We start from the raw sequence: 11,295 nt of genomic DNA, 5'->3' as shown, positions 1-11,295 counted from the left end.
CGCGTGGTGATGCCGGCGTTGTCGATGTCGTTCGTTCGAATGCACTTTTGAACGGATGCGACCGTCGGCCACGGGGCGGGCTCGGTGTTCAGGATGTAGGGGATGAACGGCACCATTCCCGCGACGGTGAAAAGGATCGAGGGATCGGGCGAAACGAGGGACACCGAGGGCGCGATGTGGTGATCGTGCTTGGCGAAGTAATCGAGCCAGCGCTGACGGATTTCGGCGGTACGCATTTTTGACCTTTTCTAGGGCGGGCGCGGCGCCCGCTTTTCATATACGCGGGCCGCAGCCCGTGTTTTTCACGCGCGCGGGCAGTACCTGCCTGCGCCCGCAGGATGCCAAGAACGCGCCCCGCGGGGCGCGTTCTTGGATTCGATTAACGCGAGTAGTGCTCAACGACCATCTGAACGTCGCAAATGACCGGAACTTCGGCGCGCTTGGGTCGCCTGGTCAGGGTGAAGCGGAGCTTCTCGAGATCGACGTCGAGGTATCCGGGAACTTGCGGGAGCACGTCCCGATGCGCGCCCTGGGCCGCCACGTGGAACTGCGGCGAGGTCTGCGACTTCGGCTTGACCTGAACGATCTGGCCGGGCTTGACCCGGAAAGAGGGGCGATCGACGATCTTCCCGTCGACGAGCAGGTGACGATGGACGACGACCTGGCGCGCCTGCGCGATCGTGCGGGCGAATCCGGCGCGCAGAACAAGCGCGTCGAGGCGCATTTCAAGCAGCTCGACGAGGTTTTCGCCCGACAGGCCCTCGGCGCGGCGAGCCTCCTCCCACACGCGGCGCATCTGCGCCTCGCGGATTCCGTACTGGGCGCGAAGGCGCTGCTTCTCCTTCAGACGGACCGAGTAGTCGGAGTCCTTGGTGCGGCCTCGGCCGTGCTCGCCGGGACGGTACGGGCGGCGCTGCATGTAGCGCTCGGCCTTCGGGGACAGTGCGATGCCCAGGGATCGGGACTGGCGCACAAGTTTACGAGAACGGTTTCCCGCCATTCAATTGCTCCTGTCGATGTTATATGCGCAGCCGCGTGCGGCTGCGGGGCCGACCCAAAGGCTGAGGCCCCAGGTTTGACGCTGCCCGGGTGGACAACCATGGGATTGTATCAGCTATCTTCCTCAAGCGCTTTCCGAATCCGCGCAAGCCGAGAGGTGATCTGCGACTCGTAGCCGCGATCGCTGGGGTTGTAATAGCGGACGCCTTCAAGCCCTTCCGGCATGAATTTCATGGGTGCGACGGCCCCGGGAAAGTCGTGGGCGTACTTGTATCCCTCGCCGTGTCCCAGATCCTTTGCGCTCGCGTAGTGCGTGTCTCGCAGCGCCTCGGGAACGGGGCCCGCCTTTCCCGCAGATACGTCGGACATCGCCGCATTGACGGCCATATACGCCCGGTTCGATTTAGGCGCCGTGGCGAGGTGGACCACCGCTTCGGCCAGGATGATCCGCGCTTCGGGCATTCCGACGAGCGCGACCGACTGCGCCGCCGCCGTTGCCGTCTGCAGGGCGGAGGGATCGGCCATGCCGACGTCCTCGGCCGCGCTGATCATGAGCCTGCGCGCGATGAAACGAGGGTCCTCCCCCGCGCTGAGCATTCTGGCAAGGTAGTGCATCGCCGCATCGACGTCCGACCCCCTGATCGATTTGATGAAGGCGGAGACGACGTCGTAGTGCTGATCGCCCGCCCTGTCGTAGCGCACGGTCGCCCCGTCCGAGGCCTTTGCGACATCGGCCAGTTCAATCGTCGTTTCGCCGCGCGTTCGCGCCCCCTCGGCGGCAGCTTCCAAAAGTGTGAGAGACCGCCTTCCGTCGCGCCCGGCGATGCGGACGAGATTGTCGAGCGCGTCGGCCGCGATCGAAAGGCGTCCGGCGAAGCCGCGTTCGTCTTCGAGCGCGCGGGCGACGATCGTGCGAATGTCTTCCTCGGCAAGCCCTTTGAGCGTGACGAGCAGTGAGCGCGACAGAAGCGGAGAGACGACGGTGAACGAGGGATTTTCAGTGGTCGCGGCGACCAGCGTGACCCAGCCGTTTTCAACGGCGGGCAAAAGGGCGTCCTGCTGGGCGCGGTTGAATCGGTGGACCTCGTCGACGAACAGGACGGTTTCTCGGCCGCTCGTGGCCAGACGCTGGCGCGCCGCCGAGACGACGGCCCTCAGCTCCTTCACCCCGGCCGAAACCGCCGACACCTCTTCGAAATGCCTGTTTCCCGCACGCGCGATGAGATAGGCGAAGGTGGTCTTCCCTGTTCCGGGCGGCCCCCACAAGAACACCGACGACGGCGCTCCGCCGCTCGCCTCCGCCAGCCGACGCAGCGGCGACCCCTCGGCCAGCAGGTGGCCTTGCCCGACGACCTCGTCAAGAGTTCGCGGGCGCATTCTCGCGGCAAGAGGGCCGGTTGTTCCGTCCGGAATGCCGACGTCGTCCGCGCCCATCGCATCGAAAAGGTCCATGCCGTCAATGCTATCGGGCTCTTCCGACAGTTTTTCCAGACGCGAGTTTTCCTGATGCGAGCGCGGCCGACCGAGTTGGCAGTCGCCGGGCGCCTGCCCGACAACTCGAAGCCGTCGCGCGAGGCGCTAAAGGCGCCGATGACTGGAAAATATTGCCAAAAGGACCGCGAAACGCATCGCGAGTTCGAAAAGTCCCTTTGGAATCCACATGACAAGAACCAAGGTTCAAGAAGCGCCGCCGAAAACGTACTCGCGCAGCCGCGCCGGAATCGAGGCGCGCTGCCATTCAAGTTCTGCGACGAGGGCGGCCCCGGACAGCGCCTTGCGTGTGTAGCGTTCGACATTGCGCGCATGCCCGCCCATATGGGCGACGGCGATCGCCTGCCCGCATGCCCGGGCCACGGCTTGAGCTGCAGCGTCTTCACACTCGCGAGCCGCAGCGTGGCATGACAACGCATGCGCCCGCATGGGGCCGACGGCCAGCCTTCCGTCGCGAAACTCGTCGACGGCGTCCAGCGCGCGGCGAAGCCGATCGTCTAAAGGGCGATGCTCGGCGAAGACGGGCATCAGGCGGCGGACGCAGCGAGCAGCCCAATTGATGAGCTCGCGCCGGTCGTCTTCGGACAGCGTGAGGTCGGCGGCGTCGGGCCTCGGCTGCAGATTCGTCACGTGGAAAAGGTATCAGACGCCTTAGCCGTGGGACGACGCCACAAAACGGGCTATAGCGGCGCGTTCGGCCGCTATTTGCTCACTGCGACGCCGCAGCCGATCCTCGAGCTCGGAAAGTTCGCGCCGAAGATTCGGGCACATCGTCACCGTCGCTTCGCCGCTTCCGGCGCGTACGCAATCGAGATAGCGCTTGGCCGCCGCCGCACTCAGTCCGGTGTTGAGAATCAGCCGAATTCTCTCAACCGTGTCAAGGTCTTCTGCCGTGTGGTCGCGATATCCGCCAGGCGTGCGCGCGGGCACGAGCAGCCGGGCCGTCTCGTAGTGGCGCAGGGCTCTGGCGCTCACTCCGGCCATTCGCGCGAATTCGCCGATTCGCATGTCTCACGTCCCTTCCTCACGCATCGTCCGCATTCTCGCGTCCTCCCCGAGATCGGCCACCATTCTCGCAGAGTTTCGTTCGCCGCTGCAGCCGCCTTCCGACGGTGCGCAACTGCGGCGCGATCGCTTAGACGACGCTGCGCAGCCTCCTCTACGCATTGCCCAACCGCCAAGCTGCGTGATGCCCTTTTGGCGCCGCGCAACCATCACGCGGCGCAATGCCCTTTTGACCTTCACGCTAGCGTCAAGCCAGAGCATTTCAGCTATGAAAAACTCAGACTCATTTGCGAAAGGCACCGATTCATTTGCGCGAGGCGTCGATTCATTTGCGAAAGGCGCCGATTCATTTGCGAGAGACGTCGATTCCCCCTTGGGCGATTCCGTCAGGGGAATTCCATTCGAGCGGGTCGTGATCCTCCACGGTTACGGCGCCACGCCCGCAGACCACTGGTTTCCTTGGCTGACGCGGGCCGTTCCCGGCGCCGAGGCAGTCGAGCTCCCCCGCCCCCAGTCGCCCGAAGCGGCCTCGTGGATCCTCGCAGCAACCGACGCAATCGGCACCCTGTCGCGGAAGACGGCCGTCGTCACCCACAGCCTAGGCGGCCTTGCCGCGCTGCGCGCGATCCAACGCCTCGTCAAACGCGGCGCCGCGCAGGCCCGAGCACGCGGCGGCGCCTCCTGCGACGCGCAGCTCGGCGCACTCGTCGCCGTCGCGCCCTTCGCCTGCGAACTTCCGCTTGCCGGGGACGACGACGTCGACCGCTTCATACTCTCGCAGCTGCCTAATTTCCTCTCAAAGAACCCTTTCCCCAATCCGCGCGTTTTCGGCCGTGAAACGGTGATCCGCTCAGACGACGACCCGTTCGTTCCGGCCGGGTCGTCCGAGGAGTTCGCGGCGCGAATCGGCGCTAAAACGCTGACCGTGCACGGGGCCGGCCATTTTCTCGCGTCCGACGGCGTCACCGAGCTTCCCGAAGTGCTCGAAGCGCTGTCGGCGGCCTAGACGGCGCTCTGTTCGGCGGCGGGGACGGAAGGCGCGCCGCTCAATTGAAAATCGCGAGTTAGCAGCGCTTCACTCGGCCGCAAGCCCGGTCGAGAGCGGCAAACGTGGTCGGGCGGCGGGTCTCGGCGACTGAGAAACGGCGACTGAGAAATAGAGTAAAGTCAGTCTCATGGCACCGGACCGCTCCGCTGACCGCCTCGCTGCAGACCGCGCACTGGATTACTTGGAGAACAGCCCGATTGCGAAGGGCGACCTCGTCGGCCTCTACACATCGGTCGGATGGTCGAATTACACCCGAAACCCAGATCTGCTGCAGCGCGCCGTCGAAAACTCACTGTGGAAACTGAGCGTGTGGGACGGCCGCGAGCTCGTCGGCCTAGCCCGCGCCGTCGGAGACGACGCCTCGATCGCCTACATACAGGACATTCTGGTGCGCCCCGACATGCAGCGCCGCGGCATAGGCGCGCGTTTGGCCTCCGCGGCGCTTGAACGTTTCGCACACGTGCCCCAGATCGTCCTCATCACCGACGACGAGGAGAAAACCGCCTCCTTCTATCGAAGCGTGGGAATGACCGACCTCGGCGAGCTCGGCGTTCGCGGCTTCGCACGATTCTCGTTTTGATCCCCGTTGCGCTGCGTGACCGGCGAACTCGCCGACAGACCGCCCTTATTGCGCGGCGAGACCGGCGATCGCCGCGGCGCTGGCGGCCACGGCTTCGTCGATCCACTCGGGAATCTCACACCCGACGTGCGGACGGACCAAGCCGTACGGGCACGTGCGGGTCGCCGCCACGATCAGCCCGTAGCTGCGCTCGTCGCGGAAACCGCGCAGACGCTCAACGAGCCTCGCCGTGGCGGCGTCGATGCCGTCGTTGACATGCAGCACATCCTCGGCGCAGGGGTCGGGCGCGTCATCGACGAGCTCCCACTGCCGGAAAAGCGTCATTCCCATGGCGTCCATCGGGTTGCTCCGGCAGAACGTCGGCGTGTGAAGCGCCGCGGCGACGACGGCGCGCTCCGGCGGGTCGCCGTCGAGCGCTCGAACAAAACCCTCCTGAAAGCGGCGAATCGAGCGAAGCCACAGCTGCACAAGCAATTCTCGCCGTGAGGAAAAGCGGTGGTATATCGAGCCCGAAGGCACGTTTGCCGCGGCTGCAATGTCCGCAATCGAAACCTCGATCCCCCGCTCGCGGGCCGCAATCGCGACACCGTCGAGTATCTGGTCGAGGCTGTACTTCACCGGACGCGCCATGGCATCTGAGTATAGCGGTATATTGAGGCCATGAGTTTTAGATTCCCGCATCTATTTGCTTCTTCCCCGGGCGCCGTCGGCCGCAAACCCCAACGGTGGGCAAAGGCAGCCTGCTGGATCGCCTTCCTCAGCCCCTTGCCCTCCGTTTGCTGGCGCACCGCGATGCTCGCCGGAGCCGACACAGGTTTCGCGGAGGCCGGCATCTACCGTTCGAGCGCGTCGGGCGCCCTCTATGTTCTGCTTTTAGACGCGCTGCAAGTGGGCGCAGCAGCGCTTTCATTGGGTTTGTGTTACGGCTGGGGCGAAAAGGTTCCGAAGTGGGTTCCGCGCCTGGGCGGAAAGACCGTCCACCGTCGCCTCGCTGCGATCGTCGGCGGCGCCGGGGCGCTCTGCCTTTACTTCGTCGTGGGCGTGATTGCGGTGCGGATCATAGGCGTGAGTGCGGGGGTTTGGGAGGGCTGGACTCCGATGGCGGGCATGAACTCGGCGCAGCGCGCGGTCTTAGTCGCTGCGTACGGTCCGGCGGCTCTATGGCCTTTCGCCTTGACCGTCGGATTGGTCGGCTACTGGCGCAGGCGGCGGTGAGGAAACGTCCTCGACGTCGGCCCCGTTTCCTCGAGGCGGGTTGACTTCGCCTCCCGTTTGCCCCCTTCGCCGGTTTGCGCCGCGACCGGCTCCGCCCGGACTATTGCCTGTGCCCGTCGTTCCACCTTGCTTTGCCCGCGTTCTGGCAGCCGCAGCCTCACGTTTGCGCCTGGCGTTCTTGTGACGCACCAGCCACGTCGAAAGGCCCGTCGCAGCCAGAGCCAAGGGCGTCAACGAAAAGACCAGCCATATGATGCGCCACCAGCCGTTCATGAACACTCCTGAATGCAGCGGGAAGTTCCACGACCATATTGTCTGCGCGATCGGCTCTTTGCCGGTGCTGTCGGTCCGCGTGGCTTTCCCGGAATGGCGATCGACGGCGATTCTCACATTGCCGGGGGACGAGCCGTGCGCGTAAGGGTCGACGCCGTCGGAAAACGAAACGGTGTACGTCGAAGTCGGCTTGTCGGCGTCCGGCAAAACAATTCCGGTCAGATCCCCGGGCGCGAGGGCGCGGGCGGCGTTCACAGCCTCGGCCGGAGAGATGTCCTTCCCCTCGCCCTCTGAAGCGGGCTCAGGGGCTTCCTGCTCCGTTCCCGGCGTGATCGCATACCACAGCTGGCTTACGGGCTCGAACTCGAAAGCGGCCGCGGTGTATCCCCAGAGGAAGAGGAAGGGCAAGGAGGCCAGGCCAATCACCTTGTGCAAGTCCGTGTCACGTGCGAAGCGCCCCCTCCCCCAACGCACAGTCACCGATGCGCGCCATCGGCCGTGCCGCGGCCACCAAATCCAAAGCCCGGTGACCACGAGAAGCAGAAGAATCAGGCCATACAGTCCGATAACCAGCGCGGCCACGGTGGCGTTTTCTTCGCCTCCGGTCAGCCACGCCGTGTGCGGAACCTCCGCAGCCATAATGGGAACGTAGCCTGCCTGCCCCTCGCAGCTGAGAAAGCACAGGTGGAAATTGCTGAGGAACTCGAGCCACTCCGGAGTCTTCGCTTGGCCCAGCTCTCTTCCCGTCGCACGGTCCACGGTGTAGATTTTCTCGTCCGTCGTCGCGACTTCGACGACGTCGTCCAAGCGCGTGGCCGACTTCGGAGGGTCTTTAGGATGGTTGGCCTTGACGATTTCCAAAGCTTGGGGAAGCGTTACGCGGCTGGGCCCTTCAGAGGCCGCATAGGCGGAAGAATTCGACGCCTCGATTATCTCTTGCTTATAGAGCAGCACGGAACCGCTGGTGGTGAAGGCAAGCAAAACGACTCCGGCGACCAGCGAAACCCACCTGTGTGCGAGCACCATGGCGCGACGCGTTTTCTGCCGGCCGCGCCGCCTCCTGCCTCTCGACGCCGAGGGTTTCCGGTTTTTCGACGTGCGCGGCGGCCGTTTCGCTCGACCGGAAGGGCTTTCGAAATCGGCTGGGTTCGGTGGCGGAGCGATCTCCTTGTCTCGATTCGCCCGCTTGCCGCGGGCCGAGGAATTCCGCTGCTCGTTTGCGTGAGACATGTTTTGCCCCCTCTCAAAGACGCCCGGCGGGCGTCAGCAGCGCAGAGATCGTCGACAGGCATGTCGCTGCGGCGACGGCAGCGTACACATAGCGTGCACGATGCCGCCGCATCCAAAGATTGCGGGCGCCGCCGACGCAAACCATCGCCCCGGCCGCTTGGACCACAAGCGCCAGGCCGACGCCGAAAGGCCCAAACACGCCGACGACCGGCGCGATGACGTAGACAATGACGCAGCGGAGCCCCGATGCCCACAGCCCTAGCGAAACGGCGCGGACATCGCTCGCATCCCGACTGTCTGTCAGGGTGCCCTTACTTTTTTCGCTCATCGAGCAAAATGCTAATGACAGGCAATAATGACGTCAACCGTGCATTTCGCAATCCTCGACGTTCGACCGCGCCGTATCTGAACGCCTGCAAACGGCGCGCCGCGACCGAGATTCAGATTCGGCCCGCTTCTCCCTGCTTCTCGCCCGGCTCCGTTTCGCGGGACTTCGCATCCACGCCGGCCTCCTTGCGCTGCTGCGCGGTGATCGGCGCGGGCGCGTCCGTGAGGGGGTCCCAGCCGGCGCCGATCTTCGGGAAGGCGATGACGTCCCGAATCGAGGGGGCGTCGGTCAGGAGCGAGACGATTCGATCCCATCCGAAGGCGATTCCGCCGTGGGGCGGAGCGCCGAACTTGAAAGCGTCGAGCAGGAAGCCGAATTTCTCCTGCGCCTCCTCGGCCGAGATCCCCATGACCTTGAAAACCCGCTCCTGAACGTCGCGTCTGTGGATGCGGATCGACCCTCCGCCGATCTCGTTTCCGTTGCAAACTATGTCGTAGGCATAGGCCAGTGCGTTTTCGGGGTCGACGTCGAAGGAGTCGAGGCATTCGGGTTTGGGCGAGGTGAAGGCGTGGTGGACGGCGGTCCACGCCGAATGCCCGAGCGCGACGTCGCCCTCCGCGGCGGCCGCCCCCGAGGGCTTGAACAGCGGCGCGTCGACGACCCAAGTGAACGCCCACGCCTTCGGGTCGATGAGGCCGCAGCGCTTGCCGATCTCCAGACGCGCGGCGCCAAGCAGCTCGCGCGCCTCGATCGGCGAACCCGCGGCGAAGAACACGCAGTCGCCCGGCTTGGCCCCGACCTTTTCTGCCAGCCCCGCTCTCTCGGCCTCCGAGATGTTTTTCGCGACCGGGCCGCCGAGTTTCCCGTCCTCGGCGATCGTCACGTATGCGAGGCCCTTTGCGCCGCGAGCCTTCGCCCACTCCTGCCACTTGTCGAAGGCCCGGCGCGGCTGAGACGCGCCGCCGGGCATGACGACCGCGCCCACGTAGGGATTCTGGAACACCCGGAACGGCGTGTTCTCGAAATACTCGGTGAGATTGACGAGTTCGAGGCCGAAGCGCAGGTCGGGCTTGTCAGAGCCGTAGCGTTCCATGGCGTCGGCATATGTCATGCGCGGGATCGGCTTTTTGAGATCGTATCCGATGAGCGCCCACACTTCTCGCAGAATGTCCTCGGCGACGGCGATGACGTCGTCTTGGTCGACGAAGGACATCTCGATGTCTAGCTGCGTGAATTCGGGCTGGCGGTCGGCGCGGAAGTCCTCGTCTCGATAGCAGCGTGCGATCTGGTAGTAGCGCTCCATACCCGCGACCATGAGCAGCTGCTTGAAGAGCTGCGGCGACTGCGGCAGCGCGTACCACGATCCGGGGTTCAGCCGCGCGGGAACGAGGAAGTCGCGCGCGCCTTCGGGGGTCGAACGCGTCAGGGTCGGCGTCTCCACTTCCACGAAATCGTGGCCGTGCAAAACCTTGCGGGCCGCCTGGGAGGCCTCGGACCGCAGCCGGACGGCGCGCTGCATCGGGGCCCGCCGCAGATCGAGGTATCGGTATTTCAGGCGAGCCTCCTCGCCAGCCTGCTCGTCGGCGTGCTCGGAGACTTGGAAGGGAAGCGGGGCGGAGGGGTTGAGGACGACGACGTCGGCAGCCTCCACCTCGATCTCGCCCGTTGACAGCGCGGCGTTGGCGTTGCCGTCCGGCCGCTCGCGCACGACTCCCACAATTTGGAGGCAGTATTCGTTGCGAAGCTCGTGCGCCACTTCTTCGCGAACGGTGACCTGGACGATCCCCGATGCGTCGCGAAGGTCGATGAATGCGATTCCCCCGTGGTCGCGACGGCGGTCGACCCATCCGGTCAGAGTGACCGACGAGCCGATGTCTTCCGACCGGAGAGAACCGGCCATGCGTGTGCGGAGCACGTTCTACCTCTTTTCGATCTGGACCGCTGCTTTTCGATCTGGGCCGCCGCGGCCGCCCGGCCCCGCCAGAAGAGCGGCGGCCACTGCTCAATGATAGTTGCTTCGCGACGCGCTGCGGACACCCCGGGCGCCGGGTTGCGATTCCACGCCTGGTCGCAAAACGGCCCCGCGCCAGTTTGCGATGCCGCACCGGACCGCGGCGCCGCAGCCGCCACGCCGCATTGTCGCGGATCGTCTTCGCGGTGAGAGAATGCTGTCTCACCTGCACGAAAAGAAGGGGCACATGGAAAAAGGGGACACGAAAACGCCGCTCTCTCCCGCGAACGTCTATTTGAGCCCGGTCGTCGAGAGGCTTTTCACCTGGCTGACGGTCGGCTGCGTATCGCTGATCGCTTTCGAGGCCGTGGCGGTGGGAACGGCCATGCCAACCGTCGCAGACAAGCTCGACGGGCAGAATCTCTACGCGCTCGCCATGGGCATCCCCCTCGCCGCGCAGCTCGTCACAACGGCCCTTGCCGGGCTGTGGTGCGACGCTCGCTCGTCCCAGGCGTGCCTACTAGCGGGCCTCGGCGTCCTTTCCGCGGGTTTGGCGGCGTGCACGGCAGCCCCCGCGATGGAGCTCTTCGTGGTCGGCAGAACTGTTCAAGGCCTGGGCGGAGGCATGTGCATAGTCCCGCTGTACTCGATTCTCGGCAGCCATGTCCGCCCCGATCGTCAGGGTCGCATTTTCGCCATGATTTCGGGCGCCTGGATTTTGCCGTCGATGGTCGGGCCGGTCGTGGCAGGCTGGATGGTCGAATCGTTGAATTGGAGGGCCGTTTTCGGATGCGTCCCGGTCCTTTTCCTTTTGGGCCTTCCCCTTTTGCTCGTCGTCCTCAAGCGCCTGCCGAAAACGGACCCCGGGCCGCTCGTCGGCTGGACGTCAATCATGATCCCCTCCGTACTCACGGGCGCATCCATCGCGGGGCTGCAAATCCTCTCCGGGACTCCGCCGGAGAAGTTCACCGGCGCGGTGTACGCCGCCGTCGTTCTCACCGGGGTTTTGACTTTCGTTTTCATTCGCCCTCTGCTTCCGCGCGGCACGTACGTCGCCCGGCGGGGCCTCGCTTCGACGATTCTCATGCGCGGCTTGAGCAGCGGCACTTTGCTCGGCACCGAGGCTTTCCTTCCCCTCCTGTTGCAAAAGATCCACGGCTGGCGCCCCACTGAGG

The 11,295-nt window shown here is 65.1% G+C and carries 13 protein-coding genes; 4 read left to right on the top strand and 9 right to left on the bottom strand.

What is annotated here, in order from left to right; all coding sequences use genetic code 11:
• From ACO48X_RS05885 to ACO48X_RS05865, 5 genes are all read right to left on the bottom strand, one after another.
• On the bottom strand, window positions 1-236 hold a 236-nt coding region (locus ACO48X_RS05885; RefSeq protein ID WP_485001185.1), incomplete at its 3' end, for an alanine--tRNA ligase-related protein.
• A gap of 143 nt (window positions 237-379) precedes the next feature.
• Complete coding sequence (gene rpsD, locus ACO48X_RS05880) at window positions 380-1,000, bottom strand: 30S ribosomal protein S4 (protein WP_485001184.1); 621 nt, start codon at window positions 998-1,000, stop codon at window positions 380-382.
• A gap of 110 nt (window positions 1,001-1,110) precedes the next feature.
• Window positions 1,111-2,451 (bottom strand): replication-associated recombination protein A, encoded by a 1,341-nt coding sequence (locus ACO48X_RS05875; protein ID WP_485001183.1) that lies wholly within the window; start codon window positions 2,449-2,451, stop codon window positions 1,111-1,113.
• 225 nt (window positions 2,452-2,676) lie between these two features.
• A complete protein-coding gene (locus ACO48X_RS05870; protein WP_485001182.1) occupies window positions 2,677-3,120 on the bottom strand; it encodes a putative immunity protein in 444 nt (147 codons plus the stop codon).
• 21 nt (window positions 3,121-3,141) lie between these two features.
• Window positions 3,142-3,498 (bottom strand): MerR family transcriptional regulator, encoded by a 357-nt coding sequence (locus tag ACO48X_RS05865; RefSeq protein WP_485001181.1) that lies wholly within the window; start codon window positions 3,496-3,498, stop codon window positions 3,142-3,144.
• A 265-nt stretch (window positions 3,499-3,763) separates the two neighbouring features.
• Here ACO48X_RS05865 and ACO48X_RS05860 point away from each other — a divergent pair, with 265 nt between their 5' ends.
• Together ACO48X_RS05860 and ACO48X_RS05855 are read left to right on the top strand one after the other, a co-directional pair.
• On the top strand, window positions 3,764-4,501 hold the full coding sequence (locus ACO48X_RS05860; RefSeq protein ID WP_485001180.1) for an RBBP9/YdeN family alpha/beta hydrolase: 738 nt from the start codon (window positions 3,764-3,766) through the stop codon (window positions 4,499-4,501).
• 169 nt (window positions 4,502-4,670) lie between these two features.
• On the top strand, window positions 4,671-5,123 hold the full coding sequence (locus ACO48X_RS05855; protein WP_485001179.1) for a GNAT family N-acetyltransferase: 453 nt from the start codon (window positions 4,671-4,673) through the stop codon (window positions 5,121-5,123).
• Window positions 5,124-5,168: 45 nt separating this feature from the next.
• Here the strand turns inward: ACO48X_RS05855 and ACO48X_RS05850 are convergent, their stop codons facing one another.
• Window positions 5,169-5,753, bottom strand: a complete 585-nt coding sequence (locus ACO48X_RS05850) for a TetR/AcrR family transcriptional regulator (protein WP_485001178.1) — start codon at window positions 5,751-5,753, stop codon at window positions 5,169-5,171.
• Between the two features lie 30 nt (window positions 5,754-5,783).
• Between ACO48X_RS05850 and ACO48X_RS05845 the strand changes: the two genes are divergently transcribed.
• Entirely contained in the window at window positions 5,784-6,338 is a 555-nt protein-coding gene (locus ACO48X_RS05845) for a hypothetical protein (protein WP_485001177.1), read from the top strand.
• On the opposite strand, the gene ACO48X_RS05840 is transcribed toward ACO48X_RS05845, so the two are convergent.
• From ACO48X_RS05840 to aspS, 3 genes are all read right to left on the bottom strand, one after another.
• Window positions 6,282-7,637 (bottom strand): PepSY-associated TM helix domain-containing protein, encoded by a 1,356-nt coding sequence (locus ACO48X_RS05840; protein ID WP_485001176.1) that lies wholly within the window; start codon window positions 7,635-7,637, stop codon window positions 6,282-6,284. The two genes, ACO48X_RS05845 and ACO48X_RS05840, sit on opposite strands and share 57 nt — an antisense overlap.
• 217 nt (window positions 7,638-7,854) lie before the next feature.
• A complete protein-coding gene (locus tag ACO48X_RS05835; protein ID WP_485001175.1) occupies window positions 7,855-8,169 on the bottom strand; it encodes a hypothetical protein in 315 nt (104 codons plus the stop codon).
• Window positions 8,170-8,281: 112 nt separating this feature from the next.
• Window positions 8,282-10,084 (bottom strand): aspartate--tRNA ligase, encoded by a 1,803-nt coding sequence (gene aspS / locus ACO48X_RS05830; protein WP_485001174.1) that lies wholly within the window; start codon window positions 10,082-10,084, stop codon window positions 8,282-8,284.
• A gap of 283 nt (window positions 10,085-10,367) precedes the next feature.
• Between aspS and ACO48X_RS05825 the strand changes: the two genes are divergently transcribed.
• Window positions 10,368-11,295 (top strand): MFS transporter (locus ACO48X_RS05825; RefSeq protein ID WP_485001173.1); only part of this gene is annotated, 928 nt, incomplete at its 3' end.

It is taken from the genome of Peptidiphaga sp. (assembly GCF_057238965.1).
The sequence above is the reverse complement of the archived record's forward strand: the minus strand, read 5'-3'. Positions and strand labels throughout refer to the sequence as shown.